At 70.0% G+C, this 26,357-nt stretch carries 32 protein-coding genes; 24 read left to right on the forward strand and 8 right to left on the reverse strand.

The window, feature by feature from the left end; translation table 11 throughout:
• The first annotated feature begins 250 nt into the window (after positions 1-250).
• Genes GBB76_RS12840 through dnaQ form a run of 5 tightly spaced genes read left to right on the forward strand, consistent with a single transcriptional unit; the run spans position 251 to position 3,913 of the window.
• A complete protein-coding gene (locus GBB76_RS12840) occupies positions 251-1,117 on the forward strand; it encodes a pyruvate, water dikinase regulatory protein (RefSeq protein ID WP_152303664.1) in 867 nt (288 codons plus the stop codon).
• 4 nt (positions 1,118-1,121) lie between these two features.
• Positions 1,122-1,742 carry a Maf family protein gene (locus GBB76_RS12845; protein WP_202911232.1) on the forward strand — a complete coding sequence of 207 codons (621 nt, stop codon included), beginning with the start codon at positions 1,122-1,124 and terminating at the stop codon, positions 1,740-1,742.
• Positions 1,739-2,599: a shikimate dehydrogenase gene (locus GBB76_RS12850; protein ID WP_246668911.1), complete on the forward strand. Its 861-nt coding sequence runs from the start codon at positions 1,739-1,741 to the stop codon at positions 2,597-2,599. Before GBB76_RS12845 ends, GBB76_RS12850 begins: the two co-directional genes overlap by 4 nt.
• A complete protein-coding gene (gene coaE / locus GBB76_RS12855; RefSeq protein ID WP_152303666.1) occupies positions 2,596-3,222 on the forward strand; it encodes a dephospho-CoA kinase in 627 nt (208 codons plus the stop codon). The genes GBB76_RS12850 and coaE overlap by 4 nt, the downstream gene beginning before the upstream one ends.
• Positions 3,215-3,913, forward strand: a complete 699-nt coding sequence (gene dnaQ / locus GBB76_RS12860) for a DNA polymerase III subunit epsilon (RefSeq protein WP_152303667.1) — start codon at positions 3,215-3,217, stop codon at positions 3,911-3,913. Before coaE ends, dnaQ begins: the two co-directional genes overlap by 8 nt.
• Before the next feature lie 40 nt (positions 3,914-3,953).
• Here the strand turns inward: dnaQ and secB are convergent, their stop codons facing one another.
• A complete protein-coding gene (secB, locus tag GBB76_RS12865; RefSeq protein ID WP_152303668.1) occupies positions 3,954-4,421 on the reverse strand; it encodes a protein-export chaperone SecB in 468 nt (155 codons plus the stop codon).
• Positions 4,422-4,813: 392 nt separating this feature from the next.
• On the opposite strand from secB, the gene GBB76_RS12870 reads away from it, so the two are divergent.
• Genes GBB76_RS12870 through GBB76_RS12885 form a run of 4 tightly spaced genes read left to right on the forward strand, consistent with a single transcriptional unit; the run spans position 4,814 to position 7,805 of the window.
• Complete coding sequence (locus GBB76_RS12870) at positions 4,814-5,551, forward strand: Tim44/TimA family putative adaptor protein (protein ID WP_152303669.1); 738 nt, start codon at positions 4,814-4,816, stop codon at positions 5,549-5,551.
• 12 nt (positions 5,552-5,563) lie between these two features.
• Entirely contained in the window at positions 5,564-6,850 is a 1,287-nt protein-coding gene (locus tag GBB76_RS12875; protein ID WP_152303670.1) for a murein transglycosylase A, read from the forward strand.
• A complete protein-coding gene (locus tag GBB76_RS12880) occupies positions 6,847-7,443 on the forward strand; it encodes a Smr/MutS family protein (RefSeq protein ID WP_152303671.1) in 597 nt (198 codons plus the stop codon). Before GBB76_RS12875 ends, GBB76_RS12880 begins: the two co-directional genes overlap by 4 nt.
• Positions 7,440-7,805: a helix-turn-helix domain-containing protein gene (locus GBB76_RS12885; protein ID WP_152303672.1), complete on the forward strand. Its 366-nt coding sequence runs from the start codon at positions 7,440-7,442 to the stop codon at positions 7,803-7,805. The genes GBB76_RS12880 and GBB76_RS12885 overlap by 4 nt, the downstream gene beginning before the upstream one ends.
• Positions 7,806-7,867: 62 nt before the next feature.
• Here GBB76_RS12885 and hslU read toward each other — a convergent pair whose 3' ends face one another.
• The 3 genes from hslU to GBB76_RS12900 all read right to left on the reverse strand — a co-directional run bounded on the left by hslU (position 7,868) and on the right by GBB76_RS12900 (position 10,634).
• Entirely contained in the window at positions 7,868-9,178 is a 1,311-nt protein-coding gene (hslU, locus tag GBB76_RS12890) for an ATP-dependent protease ATPase subunit HslU (RefSeq protein ID WP_152303673.1), read from the reverse strand.
• A gap of 135 nt (positions 9,179-9,313) precedes the next feature.
• Positions 9,314-9,859, reverse strand: a complete 546-nt coding sequence (gene hslV / locus GBB76_RS12895; protein WP_152303674.1) for an ATP-dependent protease subunit HslV — start codon at positions 9,857-9,859, stop codon at positions 9,314-9,316.
• A 115-nt stretch (positions 9,860-9,974) separates the two neighbouring features.
• A complete protein-coding gene (locus tag GBB76_RS12900; protein WP_162375588.1) occupies positions 9,975-10,634 on the reverse strand; it encodes a sulfotransferase domain-containing protein in 660 nt (219 codons plus the stop codon).
• Positions 10,635-10,857: 223 nt separating this feature from the next.
• Here GBB76_RS12900 and hisB point away from each other — a divergent pair, with 223 nt between their 5' ends.
• The 9 genes from hisB to GBB76_RS12945 all read left to right on the forward strand — a co-directional run bounded on the left by hisB (position 10,858) and on the right by GBB76_RS12945 (position 17,386).
• On the forward strand, positions 10,858-11,451 hold the full coding sequence (gene hisB, locus GBB76_RS12905) for an imidazoleglycerol-phosphate dehydratase HisB (protein ID WP_152303676.1): 594 nt from the start codon (positions 10,858-10,860) through the stop codon (positions 11,449-11,451).
• Positions 11,452-11,481: 30 nt separating this feature from the next.
• Positions 11,482-11,985 (forward strand): DUF2628 domain-containing protein, encoded by a 504-nt coding sequence (locus tag GBB76_RS12910; RefSeq protein ID WP_152303677.1) that lies wholly within the window; start codon positions 11,482-11,484, stop codon positions 11,983-11,985.
• Complete coding sequence (gene hisH, locus GBB76_RS12915; protein ID WP_152303678.1) at positions 11,982-12,644, forward strand: imidazole glycerol phosphate synthase subunit HisH; 663 nt, start codon at positions 11,982-11,984, stop codon at positions 12,642-12,644. The genes GBB76_RS12910 and hisH overlap by 4 nt, the downstream gene beginning before the upstream one ends.
• Positions 12,632-13,375: a 1-(5-phosphoribosyl)-5-[(5-phosphoribosylamino)methylideneamino]imidazole-4-carboxamide isomerase gene (hisA, locus tag GBB76_RS12920; protein WP_152303679.1), complete on the forward strand. Its 744-nt coding sequence runs from the start codon at positions 12,632-12,634 to the stop codon at positions 13,373-13,375. Before hisH ends, hisA begins: the two co-directional genes overlap by 13 nt.
• A 32-nt stretch (positions 13,376-13,407) precedes the next feature.
• Positions 13,408-14,193, forward strand: coding sequence for an imidazole glycerol phosphate synthase subunit HisF (gene hisF, locus GBB76_RS12925; protein WP_152303680.1), 786 nt, complete (start codon positions 13,408-13,410; stop codon positions 14,191-14,193).
• A 10-nt stretch (positions 14,194-14,203) separates the two neighbouring features.
• Positions 14,204-14,539 carry a phosphoribosyl-ATP diphosphatase gene (locus tag GBB76_RS12930; RefSeq protein ID WP_202911100.1) on the forward strand — a complete coding sequence of 112 codons (336 nt, stop codon included), beginning with the start codon at positions 14,204-14,206 and terminating at the stop codon, positions 14,537-14,539.
• Positions 14,540-14,671: 132 nt separating this feature from the next.
• Positions 14,672-15,631, forward strand: a complete 960-nt coding sequence (gene coaA, locus GBB76_RS12935; RefSeq protein ID WP_152303682.1) for a type I pantothenate kinase — start codon at positions 14,672-14,674, stop codon at positions 15,629-15,631.
• Between the two features lie 117 nt (positions 15,632-15,748).
• Positions 15,749-16,390 carry an alpha-ketoglutarate-dependent dioxygenase AlkB gene (locus GBB76_RS12940; protein ID WP_152303683.1) on the forward strand — a complete coding sequence of 214 codons (642 nt, stop codon included), beginning with the start codon at positions 15,749-15,751 and terminating at the stop codon, positions 16,388-16,390.
• Between the two features lie 51 nt (positions 16,391-16,441).
• A complete protein-coding gene (locus tag GBB76_RS12945) occupies positions 16,442-17,386 on the forward strand; it encodes a hypothetical protein (protein WP_152303684.1) in 945 nt (314 codons plus the stop codon).
• A 122-nt stretch (positions 17,387-17,508) separates the two neighbouring features.
• Here GBB76_RS12945 and grpE read toward each other — a convergent pair whose 3' ends face one another.
• Together grpE and hrcA are read right to left on the reverse strand one after the other, a co-directional pair.
• The gene (gene grpE, locus GBB76_RS12950) at positions 17,509-18,129 is read right to left on the reverse strand and encodes a nucleotide exchange factor GrpE (protein ID WP_152303685.1); all 621 of its coding nucleotides are present in this window, start codon (positions 18,127-18,129) and stop codon (positions 17,509-17,511) included.
• Between the two features lie 82 nt (positions 18,130-18,211).
• A complete protein-coding gene (hrcA, locus tag GBB76_RS12955) occupies positions 18,212-19,312 on the reverse strand; it encodes a heat-inducible transcriptional repressor HrcA (protein WP_152303686.1) in 1,101 nt (366 codons plus the stop codon).
• Between the two features lie 172 nt (positions 19,313-19,484).
• Between hrcA and rph the strand changes: the two genes are divergently transcribed.
• Genes rph through hemW form a run of 3 tightly spaced genes read left to right on the forward strand, consistent with a single transcriptional unit; the run spans position 19,485 to position 22,055 of the window.
• On the forward strand, positions 19,485-20,198 hold the full coding sequence (rph, locus tag GBB76_RS12960; RefSeq protein WP_152303687.1) for a ribonuclease PH: 714 nt from the start codon (positions 19,485-19,487) through the stop codon (positions 20,196-20,198).
• Positions 20,195-20,860, forward strand: coding sequence for a non-canonical purine NTP pyrophosphatase (locus tag GBB76_RS12965; protein ID WP_152303688.1), 666 nt, complete (start codon positions 20,195-20,197; stop codon positions 20,858-20,860). Before rph ends, GBB76_RS12965 begins: the two co-directional genes overlap by 4 nt.
• Positions 20,853-22,055, forward strand: coding sequence for a radical SAM family heme chaperone HemW (gene hemW / locus GBB76_RS12970; protein WP_152303689.1), 1,203 nt, complete (start codon positions 20,853-20,855; stop codon positions 22,053-22,055). The genes GBB76_RS12965 and hemW overlap by 8 nt, the downstream gene beginning before the upstream one ends.
• A gap of 37 nt (positions 22,056-22,092) precedes the next feature.
• On the opposite strand, the gene GBB76_RS12975 is transcribed toward hemW, so the two are convergent.
• A complete protein-coding gene (locus tag GBB76_RS12975; RefSeq protein WP_152303690.1) occupies positions 22,093-23,301 on the reverse strand; it encodes a penicillin-binding protein activator in 1,209 nt (402 codons plus the stop codon).
• Between the two features lie 217 nt (positions 23,302-23,518).
• Here GBB76_RS12975 and rsmI point away from each other — a divergent pair, with 217 nt between their 5' ends.
• From rsmI to gshB, 3 genes are all read left to right on the forward strand, one after another.
• On the forward strand, positions 23,519-24,436 hold the full coding sequence (gene rsmI / locus GBB76_RS12980; protein ID WP_152303691.1) for a 16S rRNA (cytidine(1402)-2'-O)-methyltransferase: 918 nt from the start codon (positions 23,519-23,521) through the stop codon (positions 24,434-24,436).
• Positions 24,429-24,815: a YraN family protein gene (locus GBB76_RS12985; protein WP_152303692.1), complete on the forward strand. Its 387-nt coding sequence runs from the start codon at positions 24,429-24,431 to the stop codon at positions 24,813-24,815. Before rsmI ends, GBB76_RS12985 begins: the two co-directional genes overlap by 8 nt.
• A gap of 126 nt (positions 24,816-24,941) precedes the next feature.
• Positions 24,942-25,886: a glutathione synthase gene (gene gshB / locus GBB76_RS12990; RefSeq protein WP_152303693.1), complete on the forward strand. Its 945-nt coding sequence runs from the start codon at positions 24,942-24,944 to the stop codon at positions 25,884-25,886.
• Between the two features lie 171 nt (positions 25,887-26,057).
• On the opposite strand, the gene GBB76_RS12995 is transcribed toward gshB, so the two are convergent.
• Positions 26,058-26,342, reverse strand: a complete 285-nt coding sequence (locus GBB76_RS12995) for a DUF1150 domain-containing protein (RefSeq protein WP_152303694.1) — start codon at positions 26,340-26,342, stop codon at positions 26,058-26,060.
• Positions 26,343-26,357: the final 15 nt, after the last annotated feature.

Below are 26,357 nucleotides of genomic sequence, written 5' to 3' on the forward strand. Positions count from 1 at the left end.
AGACGGGTTCCTCGCCCATCACAACCTGCCCCCAGACAGGCGCGCCGGACACCGCCCGCAAGCGATAGGAAAATCGTTGAGCGTCAGGCGGTTGGCCAGAACCTCAGCGGTTATCCACGCAGTTCGGAATCGATGCCTTGATCCTGATCACAGGCTGAGCCCTGTGGAGGATATCGCCCGCCGTCCCCAGCCTCCCCTTGCGAACGCCGTCCGGGCATGTCTTGTTCCACCTCTATGCACAGCCCTGTGGATGACCGGCGTGACTGACGCTTCCCGCCCGTCGGAGAGCTATTACCACCTTCATCTCGTGTCGGATTCAACCGGCGAGACGCTGATGAGCGTCGGCCGCGCGGCGGCGGCGCAGTACAATCTCAAGCCCATCGAGCACATTTACCCGCTGGTGCGGGCGCACAAGCAGCTCGACAAGGTGATCCAGGCCATCGAGGAATATCCCGGCATCGTGCTCTACACGCTGACCGACCGGGAACTGCGCGACCGGCTGAAGACCTATTGCCGCGACAACGGAATCCCGGTCCTGTCGGTGCTGGCGCCGGTAGTGCAGCTCTTCCAGGCCTATCTCGGCGGCGCGCCGGAGCCGCGTGTGGGCGGCCAGCACCAGCTCGACGGCGACTATTTCCGCCGCATCGACGCGATGAACTTCACCGTCATGCACGATGACGGCCAGCATGTGGACGGGCTGGAAGCGGCCGACGTCGTGCTGCTTGGCATTTCGCGGTCGTCCAAGACGCCGACCAGCATCTATCTCGCCAATCGCGGCATCAAGACCGCCAACATCCCGCTGGTGCCCGGCCTTCCGGTGCCGCCGGGCCTGTCGGAACTGCGCCGTCCGCTGGTGGTCGGCCTCGTCGCCAGCGCCGACCGCGTGGTGGAAATCCGCCGCAACCGCCTGCTCGGGCTCAATGCCGCCCAGCCCGCCGACGCCTATATCGACCGCGAGCGCGTCGCCGAGGAAATCGCCTTCTCGCGCCGGCTGTGCGCGCGCCATGGCTGGCCGATGATCGACGTTACCCGCCGCTCCATCGAGGAGACGGCGGCAGCCATCATCGGCCTGCTGCAGGAGCACCGCCGCAAGCTCGCCGAGCAGACGAATGCCTGAAACGATGCCGGAAAATCCGCTCTGGCGCGGGAATGACGCGCTTGTGCTGGCCTCGAAGAGCACCGCCCGCCGGGCGCTTCTCGCCGGCGCCGGACTGCCCTTCGAGGCAACGAGCGTCGATGTCGACGAGCGCGCGCTGGAAGCCGGGGCGGTCGCCGGCGGAGCAGGTCCGCGCGAGGTCGCCCGCGTGCTGGCACGGGCCAAGGCGCTCGCCGGCAGCGCGCTGCATCCGGGCCGGCTGGTGATCGGCGCCGACCAGACGCTGGCACTGGGCGGCGAGGTCTTCCACAAGCCGGCGGATCGTGCCAGCGCCCGCGTCCAGATCGCCCGCCTCTCCGGCCGGGCCCACCATCTGCATTCCGCCCTGGCGCTCGCCCACGACGGCGCGGTCCTGTTCGAGACGGTGGAGAGCGCGGCGCTGACCATGCGCCCGCTGGACGCCGCCGCCCTCGACGCCTATCTGGACACTGCCGGCGCGGCGGTACTGTCCAGCGTCGGCGGCTACCAGCTCGAAGGGCTGGGCATCCATCTGTTCGAGCGGGTCGAGGGCGACCATTCGGTGATCCTCGGCCTGCCGCTTCTGCCGCTGCTTGCCTTTCTGCGCCGCCTCGGAGTTCTGCTGTGACACGCCCCATCGGAACCCGCCGCGCCGCCGTCATCGGCCATCCCGTTGCCCATTCGCGCTCGCCGCTGATCCATGGCTATTGGCTGCGGCAGCACGGCATCGACGGCGATTACGGCCTGCGCGACGTGGCACCGGAGGCCATAGAGGGGTTTCTGGCCGATTTCGCCACCTCCGGCCTCGTCGGCGCCAACGTCACCGTGCCGCACAAGGAGGCCGCCTTCCGCGCCGCGACCTATCGCGATCCGGTGGCGCAGGCGCTGGGCGCCGTCAACACGCTGTGGCTCGAGGAGGACCGCCTGCACGGCGCCAATACCGACGTCCACGGCTTCCTCGCCAATCTCGACGCCGCCGAGCCGGACTGGGCACGCGCGCTCGGCGAGGCGGTGGTGCTGGGCGCGGGCGGCGCCGCGCGGGCGGTCGTCTACGGGCTCGTCAGCCGTGGGCTCGACCGCGTGGTGGTGGCCAACCGCACCCGCGCCCGCGCCGAGGCGCTGCGCGAGCAGTTCGGTCCCGCCGTGCTGCCGGTCGACTGGCGCGACCTCGCCGGCCGGCTCAATGGCTGTCGGCTGCTGGTCAACACCACCTCGCTCGGCATGAAGGGCCAGCCGCCGCTCGACATCGATCTGGCGGCGCTGTCGCCGGACGCACTGGTGACCGATATCGTCTATGTCCCGCTGGAGACGCCGCTGCTCAAGGCCGCAAAGGCGCGTGGGCTGGCCACGGTGGACGGGCTCGGCATGCTGCTGCACCAGGCGGTGCCGGGCTTCGAGCGCTGGTTCGGCGTGCGCCCGCAGGTCACGCCCGAATTGCGCGCCCTCGTCCTCGCCGATCTCGCCGCCAAGGGTCAGTTGACGTGACGGCGAGGCTTCCCTTCCGGCTCGGCCTCACCGGCTCCATCGGCATGGGAAAGTCGACCACGGCGGGCATTTTCCGCGACTTCGGCGTGCCGGTGCACGATGCGGACGCTGCCGTGCACGCGCTCTATGGCGCGGAAGGGGTGGCCCCGGTCGAGGCGGCCTTTCCCGGCGTCACCGTCGGCGGGCGGATCGACCGCACCCTGCTCGGCGCCCGCGTGCTCGGCGACGAGGCGGCGATGAAGCGGCTGGAAGCCATCGTGCATCCGCTGGTGCGGGCCCGCGAGCAGGATTTCCTCGCCCGCGCCGCAGCATCCGGCGAGGATATCGCCGTGCTCGACATCCCGCTGCTGTTTGAGAACGGCACGCAGGGCCGGGTCGACGCGGTGGTGGTGGTCACGGCGCCGGAAACGGTGCAGCGTGCGCGGGTTCTGTCGCGGCCGGGAATGACCGAGGCGAAATTCGCGGCGATCCTGTCGCGGCAGGTGCCCGATTCGGAAAAATGCCGCCGCGCCGACTATGTGATCGACACCGGGCATGGGCTCGACCACGCCCGCGCCGAGGTGGCGGCCTTGCTGGACAGGCTGCGCGAGAAAATCGGCAGGAAGGAAGTTGGCGATGCGTGAGATCGTTCTCGATACCGAGACGACGGGTCTGAACCCGCTGACCGGCGACCGCCTGGTCGAGATCGGCTGCGTCGAGATCCTCAACCGCATCCCGACGGGGCAGGTCTATCATGTCTATCTCAACCCCCAGCGCGACATGCCGGTCGAGGCGTTCAACGTGCACGGTCTGTCGGCCGAGTTCCTCGCCGACAAGCCGCTCTTCGCCCATGTGGTGGAGGACTTCCTCGCCTTCATCGGCAACGACCCGCTGGTGATCCACAATGCGGCGTTCGACATCGGCTTCATCAATGCCGAGCTGGCGAAGGTGGCCCGCCCCGCGCTCACCTTCGACCGGGTGGTGGACACGCTGTCCCTCGCGCGGCGCCGTCATCCGGGTGCGTCGAATCGTCTCGACGACCTCATGGCGCGCTACGGAATCGACAGCTCGCGCCGCACCAAGCACGGGGCGCTGCTCGATTCCGAACTGCTGGCGGAAGTCTATGCGGAGCTGTGCGGGGGCAAGCAGACGGCGCTGAGCCTCTCCGTCGCGGAGACGGGGGCGAGCGTCGCGGTCGGCAGCGTCGCGGTGCCCCAGCAGCGCCCGCGCCCGCTGGCGCCGCGCGTCAGTGCGGCGGAAGCCGCCGCGCATGAGGCCTTCGTCGCCACGCTGGGCGACAGCGCCATCTGGAAGGACTACGCGGCCGAGAGCTGAGGCTGCCGGCCGCGTTTTTCGTCGTCGGGAAAGCGCCCGCTCAGGAGGCGAGCACGCCGCTCGGCGCGGTCTTCGCCATGCGCTGACGGTAGAGCGTCACGAAGTCCACCGGGTCGATCAGCAGCGGCGGGAAGCCGCCATTGCGCACGGTGTCGGACACGATCTGGCGCGCGAAGGGGAACAGCATGCGCGGGCATTCGATCAGGATGAAGGGGTGGATCGTCTCCTGCGCCACGTTCTGGGCGCGGAAGATGCCGGCATAGACCAGTTCGAGCGCGAACAGGGTCTTGCCGCCGAACTCGGCCTTCGCCTCGATCTTCAGCTCGACCTCGTATTCGCTGCCCTCGCGCACCGGGCGGGCATTGACGTTGATCTGGATGCCGATCTGCGGCTGGCCCTTGACCACCAGCGATTCCGGCGCGCCCGGATTCTCGAAGGACAGGTCCTTGGTGTACTGGGTCAGCACCTGCAGCGTCGGAAGCGTCGCGGCGTTTTCGGTCTCGGCCATTGAAATCTCCGTGGGGTCGCCGGTCGGGCCCGTTGGGGCGCCGGCGCATGGTGCCGCTGGGTCGGTGCATCCGCCGCAGACGGTCTTGGGCATTCGGGCGGGTGTCGCTAACACGGTTGACCGCCGGTCACAAGCCGACCGCCCCGGCGCGGCCGGGTTGGCGCTGCGGCTTCGCTTGCTCTACTGTCCACGCACGATGATCGGCCGTGCGCCGCCGGACGTGATGACCCAGCGTCATGGAACGGGGTGGCGAAATCGGCCGGACGTCGTAAATAGGTCATGGAAGGTGCCGGGACCGTACCGCCTTGGAACGGGCCGCGCACGCACCACATGTCAGTCAACGAAGCACCGGAAGACGGCTCCGGCGGCGGTACAGAACGGCGAACTGCGACGTGTTCGATATTTATACGATCATCTTCCTGGCCCTCGCCGTATTCATCTTCATACGGCTGCGCAGCGTGCTGGGACAACGGACGGGGCGCGAGCGGCCGCCCTACGATCCCTATTCGCGCCGCGACGCCGCCAAGGCTCCGGCCGGGGCCTCCGACAAGGTGGTGAATTTCCCCGGCACGGCCGAGAAGCCCGTGCTTCCCGAGCCGGTGGAGCCGGTCGAGCCCGCCGCCGACAGCGACGAGCCGGCGCCCGCGCGCTGGGCCGGCGTCGCCGAGGTCGGCTCGGCGGTGGCCAACGGCCTCGACGCCATCGCCGCGCAGGAGAAGGGCTTCGACGCCCAGCACTTCCTCACCGGCGCCCGTGCCGCCTATGAGATGATCGTCGTCGCCTTCGCCAATGGCGACCGCGCCAGTTTGCGCGACCTGCTGGCCCGCGACGTCTTCGACGGCTTCTCCGCCGCCATCGCCGAGCGCGAGCAGCGCGGCGAGACGATGGAGACGCAGTTCGTCGGCGTCGAGAAGGCCGAAATCATCGAGGCCGGCGCCAAGGGCCGCTCCGCGCAGATCACCGTGCGCTTCCACTCCCAGCTCATCTCGGCGACGCGCGACCGTTCGGGTGCCGTCATCGACGGCGACGCCGAGCAGGTGGCCGATGTCACCGATGTGTGGACCTTCTCCCGCGAACTCGGCGCCCGCGACCCGAACTGGAAGCTGGTCGCTACCGAAGCGGCTTCGTGAGAAGATGACGGGGTGCGCGCCCATCTCGTCATCCTTGCTGCCGCCGGTCTCCTGACCGGCACGCTGCCGCCTGCCGGGCCGGGTCCGTTCGCCGGCTCGGGTCTCGCTTTGGCCGCTGCCGCGCCCCCTCCCGTCCTGTTTCCGCAGGCCGCCCTCGAACCGTCGAGCTTCGAGGCGCTGCCCGGCTGGCCGGCCGACGACCACGCGGCCGCCTTCGCCGCCTTCCGCCGCAGCTGCGCGCGCATCGCCGCCAGGCCGGATCTCGTGCAGCCGCCGCGCCCGGTCTTCACCGCCCTGCGTTCGGTCTGCGCCCGCGCCGCGCATCTGCCGGCACAGCCGGGCGACGCCTGGGCCCGGGCCTTCTTCGAGAAAGAATTCCGCCCCTTCCGCATCGCCGGGCTGGAGCGGACGGAAGGCTTCCTCACCGGCTATTACGAGCCGGAGGTGGAAGGCGCACGCACGCCCTCCGCCGAATTCGCCACCCCGCTTTATCGTCGCCCGCCCGATCTTGTGGTCGAGGCACCGCCTAAGGACGGGCCGCCGGCCAATAAGGGCCAGGCGTTCCGCAAGGTCGATGGCGGGCTCGTGCCCTATTTCGACCGCCCCGCCATCGAGGACGGCGCGCTCGCGGGCAAGGGGCTTGAGGTCGCCTGGATCCGTGACCCGGCCGATGCCTTCTTCGCCCACATACAGGGCTCGGTGCGCGTGCGCCTGCCGGACGGCGAGGTGCTGCGCCTCAATTATGACGGCCATAACGGCCAGCCCTACACGCCGGTCGGGCGTCTCCTGATCGAGCGCGGGCTGGTGCCGCGCGAGAAGATGTCGATGGACGCCATCCGCGCCTATATCGCCGCCCATCCCGAGGAAGGGCGCGAGCTGATGCGGCAGAACCGCTCCTACATCTTCTTCCGCGTCGCCCATGAGCTGAAGGGCGATGACGGCGCCATCGGCGCGCAGGGGCTGCCGGTGACGGCCGGCCGTTCCATCGCCGTCGACAAGACGATCCATGTCTACGGCACGCCCTTCTATATCGACGCGGCGCTGCCCACCGGCGCGGACGGGGCGGTCGAGCCCTTCGAGCGGCTGATGATCGCGCAGGACACCGGCTCCGCCATCATCGGGCCGGCGCGGGCCGACATCTTCTTCGGCGCCGGACCCGAAGCGGGCGCCATTGCGGGCCGCATCCAGCATCCGGGCGATTTCTTCGTGCTGCTGCCACGCGCACTCGATCCTGCGCGCCGCCACGTGCCGCTGCCGCCCGTGCGGCCGGCGGTGCCCGCCGCTGTGGCGACGCCATGAGCGCGGGCGAAAGCGGGTCCGGGCGTCCGCGCCGCCGCCGCCCCCTCCAGGCGGAGGAGCGGGCGCTGTGGGACCATGTCACCCGCTCGATCCAGCCGCTCAAGCCGCTGCCGCGCCTTGCCGAGGCGGCCGAGCCGCCGCCGGAGGCGATCCCGCCCGAAGCGGAAAAGCCGAAACCCCCGAAGCCCGTCGCTGCCTCGCCCGCGCCCAAGCCGCGCCCCGGCCCGCCGGCGCTCGCCCCGCTCGAGCCGAAGCTGCGCCGCCGGCTCTCGCGCGGCGCCGAGGTGGATGCGCGGCTCGACCTGCACGGGCTGACCCAGGCCGCCGCCCATGGCCGGCTCATCGCCTTCCTGCGCGGCGCCCAGGGGGCCGGCCATGGGCTTGTGCTGGTGATCACCGGCAAGGGCGGCGAGGGGCCGCATGTGCTGGCCGGCGAGGGCGGGCGCGGCGTGCTGCGCCGGCTGGTGCCGCAATGGCTGGCGGCGCCCGAGCTGCGCGCCGTGGTGGTCGGCTTCGAGACCGCCGGGCGCGGCCATGGCGGCGAGGGCGCGCTTTATGTCCGGGTACGCCGCACGCGGGAGGGCCGGTCATGACCCCGTTCGGCCGCCGCATGCGCGAGATGCGCGCCGAGCGTGGAGTGACGCTCTCGCAGATGGCCGGCCAGATCGGCGTCTCGGCCGCCTATCTCTCGGCGCTGGAGCACGGCAAGCGCGGCCAGCCGACCTTCATGCTGCTCCAGCGCATCATGGCCTATTTCAACGTGATCTGGGACGAGGCCGAGGCGCTGCGCCTGCTGGCGGAAATCTCCGATCCGCGCGTCGTGGTCGACACGTCGGGCCTCTCCCCGGAAGCGACCGAACTGGCCAATCTGCTCGCCCGCGAGATCGCCACCCTGCCGCCCGAGGCGGTGGCCGAGCTGCTTGGCCGGCTGAAGATACTGGGGCGACCGGGATGACGCCCCGTTCCCGTTTCACGTGAAACCGTGAGTCGGCTCACGGTCGTCGTTACGGAGCCGATTCAGAGTATGTAGCGGCTCAGATCGGTGTTGCCGGCGAGGTCGGCGACGCGCTCGCGCACATAGGCACCATCGACCGTCACGCTCTCGCCCGAACGGTCCGGCGCGGTGAAGGACAATTCGTCCAGCACCCGCTCGATCACCGTCTGCAGCCGCCGCGCGCCGATGTTCTCGACGCTGGCATTCACCTGAACGGCGATGTCGGCCAGCGCCTCGATGGCGTCGTCGGTGAAGCTCAGCGTGACGCCTTCCGTGCCCATCAGCGCCACCGACTGCTTGACGAGGCTGGCCTCGGTCTCGGTGAGGATGCGGCGGAAATCCTCGCGGGTCAGCGCCTCCAGCTCGACGCGGATCGGCAGGCGGCCCTGCAGCTCGGGCAGCAGGTCGGAAGGCTTCGACACGTGGAAGGCGCCCGAGGCGATGAACAATATGTGGTCGGTCTTCACCGGGCCGTGCTTGGTCGAGACGGTGGTGCCCTCGATCAGCGGCAGCAGGTCGCGCTGCACGCCCTCGCGGGAGACGTCGGCGCCGCCGCGCCGCTCGGAGCCGGCGATCTTGTCGATCTCGTCGAGGAAGACGATGCCGTTCTCCTCCACCGAGCGGATCGCCTCCTGCACGATGGCGTCCTGGTCGATCAGCTTGTCGGCCTCTTCCGAGAGCAGCAGCGGGTGGGCGTCCTTCACCGTGACGCGGCGCGGTTTGGAGCGCCCGCCAAAGGCCTTGCCGAGCATGTCGCCCAGCGAGACGGCGCCCATCTGCGCGCCCGGCATGCCGGGAATCTCGAACATCGGCATGCCGGGGCCGCCGCCGGAGGAGACCTCGATCTCGATTTCCTTGTCGTCCATCAGCCCGTCGCGCAGCTTCTTGCGGAAGCTCTCGCGCGTGCCGGGCGAGGCGGTGGCACCGACGAGGGCGTCGAGCACCCGCTCCTCGGCGGCCAGATGCGCCTTCGCCTCGACGCCCTTGCGGCGCACGTCGCGCACCAGCCCGATGCCGATCTCGACGAGATCGCGGATGATCTGCTCGACATCGCGCCCGACATAGCCGACCTCGGTGAACTTGGTCGCCTCGACCTTGAGGAAGGGCGCCCCGGCCAGCTTGGCGAGACGACGGGAGATTTCCGTCTTGCCGACGCCGGTGGGGCCGATCATCAGAATGTTTTTCGGCAGCACCTCCTCGCGCAGCTGGCCTTCAAGCTGCTGGCGCCGCCAGCGGTTGCGCAGGGCGATGGCGACCGCGCGCTTGGCCTTGTGCTGGCCGACAATGTAGCGGTCGAGCTCGGAGACGATTTCGCGGGGCGAGAAGCTGGTCATGAATCCGGTCTTCTGATTGGAGCCGTCATCCCGGCCGGAGCCCGAAGGGCGGAGAGCCGGGATCGTAAGCCGAGGCGGGCAGAGCCTGAAAGCGGTCCCGGATCGCCTTCGGCGTCCGGGACGAGGGGGCGCGGATTACCCGATCGTCTCCACCACGACGTTCTGGTTGGTGTAGATGCAGATGTCGGCGGCGATGGAAAGGCTCCGGCGCACGATCGCCTCGGCGTCCTGCCCGCTGTCGGCCAGCGCCCGCGCGGCCGCCAGCGCATAGCCGCCGCCCGAGCCGATGGCGGCGATGCCGCCCTCCGGCTCCAGCACGTCGCCGGTGCCGGTCAGCACCAGCGTCACCGAGGCGTCGGCGACGATCATCATCGCTTCCAGCCGGCGCAGGTAACGGTCGGTGCGCCAGTCCTTGGCCAGTTCGACACAGGCGCGCTGAAGCTGGCCGGGATACTGCTCCAGCTTCGCCTCCAGCCGCTCGAAAAGGGTGAAGGCGTCCGCCGTGGCGCCGGCGAAGCCGCCGATGACGTCGCCCTTGCCGAGCCGGCGCACCTTGCGGGCGTTCGACTTCATCACCGTGTTGCCGAGCGTCACCTGCCCGTCGCCGCCGATGGCGACGCGCCCGCCATTGCGGACGGAAACGATTGTGGTGCCGTAGATCGTGTCGGGGGAATGGCTCATGCAGGGCTCTGCTGTCGGGGCGAAGGGCGTGGGTCGAGGCCGTCGAGAGCCCTTACTTAAGCCCTCCCCGCCCCAGCGCAACTCGCCGCGCCGGGACGGCGAGCGGCCTTCGCCCTCAGGCGGGCCGGGCTTCGGGGTAGTAGCGCTCCATCAGCGGGGTGAACTGCGCCCAGACATAGTCGACGACGGCGGGCGGCAGCTCGGCGCGCCATCCCTCGGCATCGCCGGAGCGATAATGGGAGGAATCGTTCACCTGGCCCACGCGGCGCCCGGCGATCGCCTCGAAGCTGAACTCGTCGGCGGCGGGCAGGACGAGGCCGTCCCCCAGGCTGGCGCCCAGGCGCCGCAGGAAGCCGGGAACATCCTTCACCATGTCCTCCATGCGGATCGTGGCGATGCGCCCGTCGTCGAAATTCCAGGTCCGCAGGCCGTGCAGCGGCCCCGGCGTGCCGGGATAGAACTCGGCCGCCTCCAGAAAGGCGAGGGTGAGCATCATGCCGGTCGTCTTGTCGGTCGACTGCAGCAGCGCGCGCTGCTTCTCCAGAACGTCCCAGCCCTCGGTCGAATGCGTGGTGCGGTGGGAATAATAGGCCGAGGCGATAATGCTCAGCGGATTGCGGATGATGTGGAAGGACGGCACGTCCAGCTGCGGCGCGACCGTCGGATAGATCGCGTTGATCAGCAGCGAAACATGGTGTTTGCGCGAGGGAACGGCCGTTCCATACTGCGAGTGAAGGTATTTAAGTCCGTTCTCGCGCGCGATGCGGTTGACCACGCCAAGTAGCCAAGTGCTTGCGCATTTGTGGTGGGTCAGAAGATTTACGCGGCGCTTTCGCACCAGAAGATCAAAATTGGTTCGTAGTCCCATAATACCATCGGCTCCCGGCAAGCTACTCAGTATTGCCGTGCCCCCCGACGAATCGGACTGTGTCACAGAGCGCTGTGGCATCGCAAGACGTTAGCTGCTAAGACGCGCGCTCTTCCGGGAGCCCCTCGCCATGCGCACGGCCAGCATCACCCGCGCCACCAAGGAAACGCAGATCCGCCTCGCCATCGATCTCGACGGCACGGGAAAGGCGACGATCGCGACCGGGGTCGGCTTCTTCGACCACATGCTGGACCTGCTCGCCCGCCATTCGCGCATCGACATGGACATCGAGGCGACGGGCGACCTGCACATCGACTTCCACCACACGGTGGAGGATGTCGGCATCGCGCTCGGCCAGGCGCTGAGGACGGCGCTCGGCGACATGCGCGGCATCACCCGCTATGCCAGCCTGCATTTGCCGATGGACGAGACGCTGACCCGCGTCGCGCTCGACATTTCCGGCCGGCCCTTCCTCGTCTTCCGCACCGAGTTCCCCGCGCCCAAGATCGGCGAGTTCGACACCGAGCTGGTGCGCGAGTTCTTCCAGGCCTTCGCCGTCAATGCAGGGCTGACGCTGCATGTCGAGACGCTGTACGGCGTCAACGCGCACCATATTGCGGAGAGCTGCTTCAAGGGCCTCGCCCGGGCGCTGCGCGCGGCGGTGGCGATCGATCCGGCGGCGGCGGGCGAAATCCCTTCCACCAAGGGCAGCCTTGGTGGCTGATTTCGGCGGCTGAGAGCGGACGGGAACATCATGGCGGTCTGGACAGTCTTCGAGCCCCACGGGGCGGACGAGGCGGACACCACCCTTCGCTGGGCCGAGGGCTTCGTCTTCGTGCCCGAGCGCACGGCGTGGAGCGCGCTTCTGCTCGCGCCGCTGGTGTTGCTGCGCCATGGCCTGTGGCTGGCGCTGGTCCTGTATCTGTTCGTGCAGGGCGCGGTGGTGGCGGGCGTGCTCGCGCTCGACCTCGATTTCGAAGCGCTGGCGCTTCTCCTCGTCGCCAATGTGGCGGTGGCGGTGCAGCTTTCGGGCCTGCGCCACGCCTCGCTCGCCGCGCGCGGCTATGAGGAGGCCGGCAGCGTCGTCGCGGCCCGGCTGGAGGCGGCCGAGCAGCGCTATTTCGACGCCCGTCTCGCCGGAACCGGCGGCGGCGCCTCGTTCCTTCCGGTCGCCCTGTGGTCGCGGTCACCCGTGCCCTCGCCGGTCCGCCGGTCCGAGCCCGCCGTGCTCGGCCTGTTCCCGGAGGCCAGCCGATGACCGCGCCCGTGCCCGTCGCCCTCATCGACTACGGTTCCGGCAACCTGCACTCGGCGGGCAAGGCACTGGAGCGCGCGGCCCGCGAGAGCGCTACCGGCAAGTCCGTGCTGGTGACGGCCGATCCCGAGGTGGTGCGCCGCGCCGACCGCATCGTGCTGCCGGGGGTGGGCGCCTATGCCGACTGCCGGCGCGGCCTCGATGCCGTTCCCGGCATGGTGGAGGCGCTGACCGAGGCGGTGATCGCGCGCGGCCGGCCGTTCCTGGGCATCTGCGTCGGGCTCCAGCTCATGGCCACGCGCGGCCTGGAGCATGGCGAGACCGCCGGCCTCGGCTGGATCGCGGGCGACGTGGTCAAGATCGAGCCCTCCGACCCGGCGCTCAAGATCCCGCATATGGGCTGGAACTCGCTCGACGTGGCGCGCCCCCACCCGATCCTCGACGGCATACCGACGGGGCCCTCGGGCCTCGACGCCTATTTCGTCCACTCCTACCATCTCAAGGCCGCGCATCCGGGCGAGGTGATTGCGACCAGCGACTATGGCGGCAAGATCACCGCGATGGTCGGCCGCGACAACATCGCCGGCACCCAGTTCCATCCCGAGAAGAGCCAGCGCCTCGGCCTCGCTCTGCTCGCCAATTTCCTGAAATGGACGCCGTGATCCTCTTTCCCGCCATCGACCTCAAGGACGGCAAGTGCGTGCGCCTGCAGCAGGGCGACATGGCGCGCGCCACCGTCTTCAACCACGATCCCGCCCAGCAGGCGGCACAGTTCGAGAGCCAGGGCTTCCGCTATCTGCACATCGTCGATCTCGACGGCGCCTTCGCCGGCAAGCCGGTGAACGCCCATGCGGTGGAGCGGATCCTCGAGGCCGTCGGCATGCCGGTGCAGCTCGGCGGCGGCATTCGCGACCTCGCCGGCGTCGCGGCATGGCTGGAGAAGGGCATCACCCGCGTCATCCTCGGCACCGCCGCGGTGCGCGACCCGGCCTTTGTGAAGGAGGCGGCGCGCCGATTCCCCGGCCGCGTCGCGGTGGGCATCGACGCGCGCGACGGCCGCGTGGCGGTGGAAGGCTGGGCAGAGACCTCGGATCTGGAGGCGACCGAGCTCGCCCGCCGCTTCGAGGATGCCGGCGTCGCCGCCATCATCTACACCGACATCGCCCGCGACGGTCTGCTCAAGGGCCTCAACCTCGACGCCACCATCGCGCTGGCGGACGCCGTGTCGATTCCGGTCATCGCCTCGGGCGGGCTCGCCTCGCTCGACGACGTGAAGGCGCTGCTGGAGCCCCGCGCCGCCAAGCTCGAAGGCGCCATCACCGGCCGCGCGCTCTATGATGGCCGCCTCGACCCCCGTGCCGCGCTGGCGCTGGTGGCGGGGCTGCCGGCATGAGCGCGGCGGGCGCGACATCAAGCGGGGATTCCATGCTCAAGGTCCGCGTCATCCCCTGCCTCGACGTGAAGGACGGGCGCGTCGTCAAAGGCGTCAAATTCGTCGACCTGCGCGACGCCGGCGATCCCGTCGAGGCGGCCAAGGCCTATGATGCCGCCGGCGCGGACGAATTGTGCTTCCTCGACATCACCGCCAGCGTCGAGGCCCGCTCGACGCTGATCGACGTGGTGAGCCGCACCGCCGAGCAGTGCTTCATGCCGCTCACCGTCGGCGGGGGCGTGCGCACGGTGGAGGACATTCGCGCCCTGCTCAACGCCGGCGCCGACAAGGTGTCGATCAACACCGCCGCCGTGAACCGGCGGGAGTTCGTGCGCGAGGCGGCCGCGAAATTCGGCGAGCAGTGCATCGTCGTCGCCATCGACGCCAAGAAAGTGTCGGGGATGAGCGAGCCGGACCGCTGGGAGATCTTCACCCATGGCGGGCGCAACCGCACCGGCCTCGACGCGGTGGAATACGCCCGCGAGGTGGTGGCGCTGGGGGCCGGCGAGATCCTGCTGACCTCGATGGACCGCGACGGCACCGGCGAGGGCTTCGACCTCGCGCTCACCCGCGCCATCTCGGATGCGGTCGTGGTGCCGGTGATCGCCTCGGGCGGTGTCGGCACACTCGACCATCTGGTCGACGGCATAGCCAAGGGCGGCGCCTCGGCCGTTCTGGCGGCCTCGATCTTCCATTTCGGCACCTTCACCATCGGCGAGGCGAAGCAGCGCCTGGCCGACGCCGGTCTGCCGGTCCGCCTCAATGGCGGCGATTTCTAGGGAGGCCGCGATGGCGAAGGACGCAACCCGCATCGATCTCGACGATCTGGCCGCCATCGTCGCCCGCCGCGCCGCCAGCGACAGCGAGGCGTCCTACACACGCGCGCTGATCGCCAAGGGCGTCGCCAAATGCGCCCAGAAGCTGGGCGAGGAGGCGGTCGAGACGGCGCTGGCGGCGGTCGGACCCGATACCAAAGCGGTCGTATCGGAGAGCGCCGATCTTCTCTACCATCTCCTCGTGCTGCTTCAGGCGCGTGGCGTGTCGTTGGAAGACGTCTATGCGGAACTGGGTCGCCGGACGAGCCGTTCCGGCCTCGAGGAAAAGGCGTCCCGCCCCAAGGGCTGAGGCGGTCGCCGGCCATCGGATTCCGGAGCGGATGCCGGCCCGGCCGGGCGGTATCATCGACCGCCGAAAAGTGGTATACGGTCGACCAACGCCTGGCGCCGAGAATGTCCAGGCGAGCCGGGAAACGCAGCCATGGAATTGAAGCTCGACCAGGTTGGGCTGTCGCCCTTCCGTAATTTCAGCCGTGCCGAATGGGCCGCGCTGCGCGCCGACACGCCCCAGCCGCTTCAGCCGGAGGAGATCCAGCGCCTGCAGGGTCTCAACGACCGCCTGTCGCTGCCCGAGATCGAGGAAATCTACCTGCCTCTGTCGCGCCTTCTGTCGATCTATGTCGGCGCGACGCAGAAGCTGTTCCGGTCGATGGAGAAATTCCTCGGCCCCGAGCAGGACGGCAAGATGCCCTACATCATCGGCGTCGCCGGCTCGGTCGCGGTCGGCAAGTCCACCACCTCGCGCGTGCTGCAGGCCCTGCTCGGGCGCTGGCCCAACACCCCGAAGGTCGCGCTCGTCACCACGGACGGCTTCCTGCTGCCCAACGCGGTGCTGGAGCAGGAAGGGCTGATGGGGCGCAAGGGCTTCCCCGAAAGCTACGACCTGCCGGCGCTGCTGCACTTCCTCACCGACATCAAGGCCGGCCGCCGGCCGGTGCGCGCGCCGGTCTACAGCCATTTCAACTACGACGTGATGCCGAACGCCCAGGTCGAGGTCGACCAGCCGGACATCCTTATCGTCGAGGGGCTGAACGTACTGCAGACCAGCCGACCGCCCAAGGACGGCAAGGGCATTCCCTTCGTTTCCGACTTCTTCGACTTCAAGATCTACATCGACGCCGACGAGGCGATCCTGGAACGCTGGTATGTCGAGCGCTTCATGCGCCTGCGCGAGACCGCCTTCCGCGACCCGAAGGCCTATTTCCATCGCTATTCCAGCTTCTCCGATTCCGAGGCGGATGCCACCGCGCGGGCCATCTGGCGCTCGATCAATCTCGTGAACCTCACCGAGAACATCCTGCCCACCCGCCAGCGCGCCGACCTCATCCTGCGCAAGGGCGGCGATCACGAGGTCGAGGCGGTGGCGCTGAGGAAACTGTGAGAGTGGTCGTCGTCGTCCCGGAGCGGCCGCAGGCCGCATCCGGGACCGCGTGACGATCCGGAATGTCCAACGATCCCGGCTCTGCGCTACCCTTCGGCCGGGATGACGGAAATTGAGATGAGCGCACCGGTGGAGATCGTGCCCGGCTGCCTCTACTGGCCCGGCTGGCTGGACCGGGCGGGGCAGGAGGCGCTGGCGGAGGAGTTGCGCGAGGTGCTGGCGCGCGCGCCGCTGTTCACGCCGCGCATGCCGAAGACCGGCCAGCCCTTCTCGGTGCGGATGTCGAATTGCGGCCCGCTCGGCTGGGTCTCGGACACGACCGGCTACCGCTACCAGCCGACCCATCCCGAGACCGGCGAGCCCTGGCCCGCCATGCCGGCGCGGCTGCTGGTGGCCTGGGACGCGCTGGCCGGCACGGCGCTGCGGCCGGAGGCATGCCTGATCAACTGGTACGCGCCCGGCGCGCGCATGGGGCTGCACCAGGACCGCGACGAGGAGGAGTTCTCGGCGCCCGTGCTCTCGCTCTCGCTGGGAGACAGCGCGGTGTTCCGCATCGGCGGCACCACACGCCGCGCGCCCACCCGCTCGGTCCGCCTCGCCTCGGGCGATGTGCTGGTGCTGTCCGGCCCGGCGCGGCTTGCCTTCCATGGCATTGACCGCATTCTGCCCGACAGTTCGACCCTGCTGCGCCAGCCCGGCCGCATCAATCTGACGTTACGGCGGGTGCGGCCGGGCGCCTCCAGCGAAATTCTGCCTTGATGGACCCGCAGAAAAGGCGAAGTTGCGGTTGTGAAACCCGAAGGATTGCGAATGCGTCGTTTCGTCCGTGCCGCCCTTGCCGCCTTTTCGCTGGTGGCGTTGAGCTTTCCCGCCGCCGCTCAGGCGGTTTTCCCCAATCAGGGCACGATCGGGCTCGTCCCGCCGGAAGGCATGGTCGAGATTCCGGGCGTACCCGGCTTCCAGGACCGTGCCACCAAGGCGTCGATCCTCGTGCTGGAGATGCCCAAGCCCGCCTTCCAGGAGATCACCGCCAGCTTCGCGCCGCAGGAGTTGCAGAGCCAGGGCGTGACCGTCGAGGAGCGCCGCGACATTGAGCTTGCCGACGGCATCAAGGCGGTGCTGCTCAAGGGCTACCAGACCGTCGGCAGCGCGGCGCTCAAGAAGTGGATCCTGCTCGCCGGCGGCAAGGAGCAGACCGGCATGGTGACGGTGCAGTTCCCGGAGGCGGTCTCCGCGCGCTACCCGGATGCGACCATCGAGAACGCCCTGCGCACCGTCGTCTTCCGCGCGCCGCCTTCGCCGCAGGAACTGCTGGCCCGCCTGCCCTTCACCATCGACCAGATGGAGGGCTATCGCGTGCTCAAGGTGCTCGGCAACAGCGCCGTGCTGCTGACGCGTGCCGATGCCGGTAAGCCGGAACTCGGCGACGACCCGTTCTTCATCGTCGCGGTCGGTCAGGGCGAAATCCGCGAGGACGACCGCGAGAGCGTCGCCAAGCGGGCCATCGCCTCCGTGCCGGGCATCAAGGAACTGCGCGTCGAGCGCGGTGGCCCGCTGCGCATCGGCGGCCAGGCCGGGTTCGAGCTGATCGGCAACGCGCTGGACGCCAAATCCGACAAGCCGGTGAAGGTCGTGCAGTGGCTGCGCTTCGGGCGCACGGGCTATCTGCGCATGGTCGGCGTCGCGCCGACGGACAGCTTCGAGGCCGAGTTCGGCTCGATGCGCGGCCTGCGCGACGGCATCGAGCTGCGCTGACGCCCCGGGCCCGGGACGCTTCCGGCCCGGAATCCTCGTCATCCCCGGGCGTGACCCGGGGATCCACGTCTTCCGCCGATGCCTGTTCAAGGCATGACGTCGAAAGGTGGCCGTCGCGGCCCTCAGCCCTCGGCGGCGGGGGTCTCGGCCGGGGCCGCCTTGGGGCCGCCCTTCGACACGCCGACCAGCGCCGGGCGCAGAACGCGCTCGCCGATCTTGTAGCCGGGCTGGATCACCTGCACGACCGTGCCGGAGGGAAGCTCGGCATTCGGCACCTCGAACATCGCCTGATGCAGGTTCGGGTCGAACTTCGAGCCTTCCGCCTCGATGCGCGCCACGCCGTGCTTGGAGAGCGTCTGCGTCAGCGCGCGGGAGGTGATGTCGATGCCGTCCAGCACCGTCTTCAGCACGCCCTCGGCCTTGGCGCGCGCCTCGTCGTCGATGGCACCGAGCGCCCGCTCGAAATCGTCGGCGACGTTGAGTATGTCGCGGGCGAAGCCGGTGATGCCGTAGACCTTGGCATCGGCGACCTCGCGCTCGGCGCGGCGGCGCACATTGTCGGCCTCGGCGAAGGCGCGCAGGAACTTGTCCTTCAGGGTGGCGATCTCGGCCTCCAGCTGCTCCTTTTCGGCAGCGAACTGGGCGGCGAGGTCTTCCGTCGCCGCGGGCGCTTCGCCGGCTGCGGCGGTCGTCTCCGCCGCCACATCGGTCGGATCAGCCGGGGTGCGGTTCTCGTCGCTCATGGATACCTCGTCGGGAAATGGGATTTGCCCGTGCGTGCCTGACACACGGACGCCCGCCATATCGGGTCGAACACCGGAAAAATCAAGCCGCGTCAGTCCCCGACCCGGCCAGCACGCGGCTCACCACGCGGGCGGTGAAGTCGACCATGGGCACGATGCGGGCATAGTTCAGCCGGGTCGGGCCGATCACACCCAGCACGCCGACCACCCGGCCCTGACCGTCGCGATAGGGGGCGACGATTGTGGAGGAGCCCGACAGCGAGAACAGCTTGTTCTCCGAGCCGATGAAGATGCGCAGGCCCTGCGCCTCCTCGGCGCGTCCGAGCAGGTCGACCACCTCCTGCTTGGCTTCGAGGTCGTCGAACAGCAGCCGCACCCGCTCCAGGTCCTCGATGGCGCGCAGATCGTGCAGCAGCCGCGTCTGGCCGCGCACGATGAGCCGCCGGTCGGCCTTCTCGCCGCCGGACCAGCTCGCCAGCCCGGTCTCGACCACGCGGGCCGTCACTTCGTCGAGCTCGGCGCGGCGTGCGCTGAGCGTGCGCTCCACCTCGCTGCGCAGCTCGGCGATGGTGCGCCCGCGCGTCAGCGAGCTGAGGAAATTGGTCGCCTCCACCAGCACCGAGGCCGGCAGGCCCTTGGGCAGCGGCACCAGCCGGTTCTCCACCTCGCCATCCTCGGAGACGAGGATGAGCAGGGCGCGGCTGGCGTCGAGCGGCACGAACTCGATGTGCTTGAGCCGCACATCGGTCTTGCCGGCTGTGACGACGCCGGCGCCGCGCGACAGGCCGGAGAGCAGGTTCGAGGCTTCCGCCAGTACACCGTCGACCGTCTGGGCGCGGGCGGCGGCGCGCACCTGGGTCTCGATCGAATTGCGCTCGTCCTCGGAGACGTCGCCGATTTCCAGCAGCGCGTCGACGAAGAAGCGCAGGCCCCGCTCGGTCGGCAGGCGGCCGGCGCTGGTATGGGGCGCGAAGATCAGCCCTGCCGCCTCGAGGTCCGCCATCACGTTGCGCACCGAGGCCGGCGACAGCGTCATCGGAATGAGGCGGGAGATGTTGCGCGACCCCGCCGGCTCGCCGGTCGCCAGATAGGTCTCGACGATCTGGCGGAAGATTTCGCGCGAGCGTTCGTCGAGCCGGGCGAGCGAGGGAGCGCTGGAAGCGAGCAGTGGATCAAGGGGCATCGGGTGCCTGTCGCTTGTCGTCGTCTGAGCCGGTGGCGGCAGCCCCATTATCTCGGTAATCGGGCGGCATGTTCAAGCGAGCTGCGGTCCCTGCGATTGCACCCGGGCCGTCCGGCCCTTACAAGACGGCGCCGCCGGGCTCGTTCCGGCCAAGAATTTCAGGAGATGCCGCATGCGCCCTTCCCGCCGCCAGCCCGACGAGATGCGTGCCGTCAGTTTCGAGCGCGGCGTGCTGCGCCATGCGGAAGGCTCGTGCCTGGTCAAGTTCGGCGAGACCCATGTGCTGGTCGCCGCGACGCTGGAAGAGCGTCTGCCGCCCTGGCTCAAGGGGCAGGGGCGCGGCTGGGTCACGGCCGAGTACGGCATGCTGCCGCGCGCCACCCATGAGCGCACCCGCCGCGAGGTCACCTCCGGCAAGCCGTCCGGCCGCACGCAGGAAATCCAGCGCCTGATCGGGCGCTCGCTGCGCGCGGTGGTCGACCTCGAAAAGCTCGGCGAGCGCCAGATCACCGTCGATTGCGACGTGATCCAGGCCGATGGCGGCACCCGCACCGCCTCCGTCACCGGCGCCTGGATCGCGCTGCACGACTGCCTGAGCTGGATGAAGTCGCGTGGCATGATCCCCACCGTGCCGCTGCGCGACCATCTGGCCGCCGTCTCCTGCGGCATCATCGACGGCGAGCCGCGCCTCGACCTCGACTATGCCGAGGACTCGGAGGCGCATACGGATGTGAACTTCGTGATGACCGGCTCCGGCGGCTTCGTCGAGGTGCAGGGCACCGCCGAGAAGACGCCTTTCTCCGAGGACGAGTTCAACGCCATGCTCGGCCTAGCCCGCAAGGGCATCGGCAAGCTGGTCGACCTGCAGAAGCTCGCCGTGTCATGAGTGCGCCCGCGCCCCGCCGGCTGGAAGGCCGCATCGTCATCGCCACGCACAATCCCGGCAAGCTGGAGGAGATGCGCGGCCTGCTGGCGCCCTATGGCGTGGACGCGGTTTCGGCCGGCGATCTCGGCCTGCCCGAGCCCGACGAGACCGGCCTGACCTTCGGCGAGAACGCCCGCATCAAGGCGCTGTCGGCGGCGACGGCATCCGGCCTTCCCGCTTTCGCCGACGATTCCGGCCTGTGCGTCGAGGCGCTCGGCGGCGCGCCGGGGCTTTACACCGCCCGCTGGGCGGGGCCGGAAAAGGACTTCATGGCGGCGATGACCCGCGTCGAGGAAGAGCTGCGCGAGGCCGGCGCCGAGCTGCCGGATTTGCGCCGCGCCTTCTTCATTTCCGCGCTCTGCCTCGCCTGGCCGGACGGCCATGTCGAGGATTTCGAGGGCGTGGTGAACGGCACGCTGGTGTGGCCGCCGCGCGGGCCGGCCGGCTTCGGCTACGACCCGATGTTCCAGCCGGACGGTCAGCCGGAGGACAATCCGCGCACCTTCGGCGAGATGACCGGCGCCGAGAAGCACGGCCTGCCGCCGCTCGGCGACGGCCTCTCGCACCGCGCCCGCGCCTTCATGGCGCTGGCGCAGGCCTGCCTCGGGGCGACGTTTGACTGACGGCGCCCATAGCCCGGCCGGGCGGACCGCCCTCGCGGCTCCCCCGCCGGCCGATCCCGGTTTCGGCGTCTATGTCCACTGGCCGTTCTGCAAGGCCAAGTGCCCCTATTGCGACTTCAACTCGCATGTCCGCCATTCCCCGCCCGATCAGGCGCGTTTCCTTGCTGCCTTCCGGGCCGAGATCGCCCATACGCGCGAGCGCATCGGCCAGCGGCGGACCCATAGCGTGTTCTTCGGCGGCGGCACGCCCTCGCTGATGGAGCCCGGCACAGTTGGCGCCATTCTGGAGGCCATCGACGCCGCCTGGCCGCTCGACGCGACGGCCGAGGTGACGCTGGAGGCCAACCCGACCAGCGTCGAGGCCGGGCGTTTTCGCGGCTACCGGATGGCGGGCGTCAACCGCGTCTCGCTGGGTGTTCAGGCGTTGGACGATTCCGCGCTGAAGGCGCTGGGGCGGATGCACACGGCGGATGAAGCACTCGGCGCGGTGGCGGTCGCCCGCGCCGCCTTCGAGCGCGTCTCCTTCGATCTCATCTATGCCCGCCCCGACCAGAGGCCGGAGGACTGGGCCGCCGAGCTGCGCCGCGCCATCGCCGAGGGCTGCGAGCACCTCTCGCTCTACCAGCTCACCATCGAGGAGGGCACGCCCTTCGCCGCCCTGCACCGCGCCGGCCGGCTGATCGTGCCGGATAGCGAGGTCGCCCGCGCGCTGTGGGACGTGACGCAGGAGACCACGCACGCGGCCGGCCTGCCGGCCTACGAGATTTCCAACCACGCCCGGCCCGGCGCGGAGAGCCGCCACAACCTGCTCTACTGGCGCTACGGCGAATATGCCGGCATTGGCCCCGGCGCCCATGGCCGGCTCGACACACCGGAGGGGCGCCTGGCCACCTCCACCGAGCGCGGCCCGGAGGAATGGGTGGCGCGCGTCGAGGCGGACGGGCACGGGGTCATCGTCGACGAGCCGCTCTCGCGCGCCGAGCAGGCGGATGAGTATCTGCTGATGGGGCTGCGCCTCATCGAAGGCATCGACCGCGCGCGATTCACCCGTCTCGCCGGGCGCGACTTCGACGCCGCGCGCCTCGCCTCGCTGCTGGACGAGGGAATGGTGGAGACGCTGCCGGGCGACCGGCTGCGGGCGACCTCCGCCGGCCTGCCCGTACTCGACGCCATCGTTGCCGATCTGGCGGCGTAGGCGCTCCAACGGTTCGGAGCCGCCTATCTTCCGTCCCTCACCCCTGCGCGAAGCTGCGGGGGGCGGGGCTGATGATGCTGGCCGCGCCACCGGAGATCTGCATCACGGCGAGGCCGCGCTGGTTGGTGCCGTCGGCACGGAAGCGGAAAATGCCGTCGACGCCGGAAAAGCCCGAGGGGTTCTGGATCGCCGCGTCGGTGATGCCGTTCTCGCCATAGGAGTTCACCAGCGCCGCCATCAGCGACACCGCGTCGTGCGAGAGCGTGGCCGTGCGCACCGGCTCGCGGCCGAAGCGGGCGCGGTAGCGGGCGGCGAAGGCGCGGAAGCCGGCCGGGTCGGGCGCGGCGAAGATGCCGCCATTCACCGCCGGATTGGCGAACAGCGCCGGCGAATCCCACAGGCCGGTGCCGATGAGCTGCTTGCCGTTGAGGTTCACTCCAGCGGCGGTGAACGCCTGCAGCACCTGCGGCACGGCGTCGGCCGCGTCCGGCAGGAACACGGCGTCCGCCTGCACCAGCGAGCCGGCGAGACGGCGCGCGGCCTCGGCATACTGGCCGGCCGCGTAGCGTTCCAGCCCGACGACGCGCCCGCCGGCGGCCGGCACCGTCTCGCGGAAGGAGGCTTCCACCACCGAGCCATAGGCATTGTCCGGCACCAGCCCGACAAAGGAGCGGCGCCCGGTCGAGATCGCGTAGCGCACGGCGCGCTCGACATCGGTCTGCGGCAGGAAGCTGAGCAGGTAGACGCCCTGCGTCGCGACATTGGTGTCGGTGGAAAAGCCGACCAGCGGCACGCTGCGCTGGCGGGCGACCTGCCCGGCGGCGGCGACCGAATGGGCGAAGAGCGGGCCGATGATGGCGCGCGCGCCCTCGTCCAGCGCCTGGCTCGCCGCCGCCTGCGCGCCCGGCCCGGTGCCGCCGTCATCCTTCACGATCAGGCGGATGCGGGCGCCGGAGAACTCGGTGAGCGCCATCTCGGCGGAGTTGCGCAGCGCCAGCGCCACGGCGGCGGCGTTGCCGCTGGCGCCGAGCGGCAGGATCAGCGCGACGGGCGTGCCCGTGCCGGCGACAGGGGCGCCCTCCGGCGGCATCTGCGGTGCCGGCAGGCCCGCCTGCGGCTGCCCCAGATCCGGCCCGCCCGAGCAGGCCGCCAGCGTCGCCGAGCCGGCCAGCGCGAGAAAGCCGCGCCGCGTGGCGCGGAACGGCCGGCGCGTGTCGGTCGGCGAAGGATTGTCCTTGTCGCTCATCGCGCTCTGGCTTCGGCCCGAAGGCTGCGCCGGCCACCCCGGCCGCCGTCGTTCCCTTTTTAGGACGGGCGGCCTCGCGCTGTCACCTCACGCTGCCGGCGGAAGCGGCGAAAGCCTCACATATCCACGCGTTAGCCCGCAGGGGAGAGGCGCCGCGCCACGGATCCCCCTTCATGCGGCGCATGACGGCGCCGCCCGCGGGCTCTACACTGGACGCATGAACGCTCCTGCCAAGTCTTCCCCCGATCCCGCCCGTCCGCGCAGCTTCCGCATCGGCGCCCATGCGCTGCCCGCCGCCCGGCCGGAGGGGGGGCTCTACATCGTCGCCACGCCCATCGGCCATCTCGGCGACGTCACCCTCCGCGCGCTGGAAACCCTTGCCGCAGCGGACGTGATCGCCTGCGAGGACACCCGCATCACGCGGCGCCTGCTGGATCGTTACGGAATCGAAACGCCGCTCGTCGTCTATCACGACCACAATGCCGAGCACACAAGGCCGCGCCTCCTCGCCCGGCTGGCCGAGGGCGCGGTGGTGGCGCAGGTATCGGATGCCGGCACGCCGCTGGTCTCCGATCCCGGCTTCAAGCTGGTGGAAGCGGCGATATCCGCCGGCCATCGCGTGGTGCCGCTGCCCGGTGCCTCGGCGAGCCTCGCGGCGCTGGTGGCGGCGGGCCTGCCGACCGACCGCTTCTTTTTCGAGGGTTTTCTTCCGCCCAAGAGCGGCGCGCGGCGCACCCGCATCGCCGAACTCAAGACGCTGCCCTCGACGCTGGTCGTTTATGAAAGCGGGCCGCGCCTGCCGGAGAGCCTCGCCGACCTTGCCAGCGGCCTCGGCCCGCGTCCGGCGGCGGTATGCCGCGAACTGACTAAGACCTTCGAGGAGGTGCGCCGGGCCCCGCTCGACGTGCTGGCGGCCCATTACGCGGAAAACGGTCCGCCGAGGGGCGAGATCGTGCTGGTGATCGGCCCGCCTGTCCCTGAGGAGGCGAGCGCGGCCGATCTCGACGCGGCGCTGCGCACGGCGCTCGCCAGCCTGTCGGTCAAGGACGCGGCGGCGGCGGTGGCCACCGCGACCGGCCTGCCGCGTCGCGCCGTCTATGCGCGGGCGCTCGCGCTGCAGGCGGGCGATGGATAGGGCGCCGCCGGCCGAGGGGCAGCGCGCCCGGCGGGCCGCCTTCGCGCGCGGCCTCGACGCCGAGAACGCCGCCGCCGCTCTGTTCGAGGCGCAGGGTTTCGTCATCCTGGCCCGGCGCGTGCGCACCCCGCGCGGCGAGATCGACCTCGTGGCCCGGCGCGGCGAATTGCTGGTCTTCATCGAGGTGAAGGCGCGCACCTCATTTCGTTCCGCAGCCGAATCGATCCTTCCGCGCCAGCGAAAGCGCATTGCCGGGGCGGCGGAAATTTTCCTCGCCGACCATCCCGAATGCGCCAGCCTCGACATGCGGCTCGACGTGGTGCTGGTGGCGCCGGACGGGCCGCCCGTGCACCTGCCGGGCGCGTTCGAGGCCGAGTGAGCCGTGCCTCGGCGGTAGCGGCGGACGCAGCGTGACATGGCGCGCATCGGCGCGAGGGATTAAAGAGAAGACCGAACGCCGCCACGCGGCACCCCAAACGGCACCCTCTTGCCTGAGACGGAATCCATGAGCCTCAACATCGCCGTCCAGATGGACCCGATCGACCGCATCAACATTGCGGGCGATTCCGGCTTCGCCCTGCTGCTCGAAGCGCAGGCGCGCGGTCACGCGATCTCCTACTACACCACCGACCGCCTCGCCATGCGCGACGGCGAGGTGTTCGCCACCGTCCAGCCGCTGGAAGTGCGCGACGTGAAGGGCGATCACTACACGCTGGGAGAGCCCCGCCGCGTGCGGCTCGACAGCTTCGACGTGATCCTGATGCGGCAGGATCCGCCCTTCGACCTCAACTACATCACCGCCACGCACCTGCTGGAGCGCATCCACCCGAAGACGCTGGTGGTGAACGACCCCGCCCATGTGCGCAACGCGCCGGAAAAGATCTTCGTCACCCACTTCCCCGACCTGATGCCGCCGACTGTGATCACCCGCGACCTCGAGGAGATCAAGGCTTTCCGCGAGGAGTTCGGCGACATCGTGGTGAAGCCGCTCTACGGCCATGGCGGCGCCTCGGTGTTCCGCCTCACCCGCGACGATCTGAATTTCGGCTCGCTCTACGACCTGTTCGCCACCACGCTGCGCGAGCCCTGGGTGGTGCAGCGCTTCATCCCCGAGGTGAGGCACGGCGACAAGCGCATCATCCTGGTCGACGGCCAGTTCGCCGGCGCGGTCAACCGCGTGCCGAGCGAGGGCGACCTGCGCTCCAACATGGTGCGTGGCGGGGCGGCCAAGGAGACCGACCTGACGCCGCGCGAGCGCGAAATCTGCGAGCGGCTCGGCCCGGCGCTGCGCGAACGCGGCCTGCTGCTGACCGGCATCGACGTGATCGACGGCAACCTCACCGAGATCAACGTGACGGCGCCGACCGGCATCCGGGCGATCCGCCGGCTCGGCGGCCCGGACATCGCGGCGACGGTGTGGGACGTGATCGAGGCCAAGCGGCGGGGCTGAACAGGCGGCGCGGAGAGCCCCACCCGCGTCATCGCGGACGGCCGGAGGCCGATCCGGGATCGCGCAAACATCTCGTCGCCACGAAAAAGCGATCCCGGATCATCGCCCGAGGCGATGTCCGGGATGACGAGATCGGATCGGGAACCGCACGACAGGTATGTGCGGCCCGGCTCAGTGCACGCTGAGCGTGACGAGTTCGTTCTGCTGCGCGCTGGCGATGGCCGCCTCGCGGCTGTCGGTCAGCATCATCGGCGTGCCGTCGGCGGCATGCAGGGTGAACAGCTTCAGCCCCGGAGCGAGGCGCGCCTGCGGAAACAGCTCGGCCGCCTCCTCGGAGCGGATCGCCCGCACATAGGCGATGTGGCCGCCGCCGAGGCTGGCGAAGGCTTCCGGCGTCAGGCTATCCGCCAGAGCGGAACCGACAGGGCCGGTGTCGATGTGGAATTCGTTGGTCATGGTGCTCGACTCCTC

It is taken from the genome of Ancylobacter sp. TS-1 (assembly GCF_009223885.1).
Taxonomy (GTDB): domain Bacteria; phylum Pseudomonadota; class Alphaproteobacteria; order Rhizobiales; family Xanthobacteraceae; genus Ancylobacter.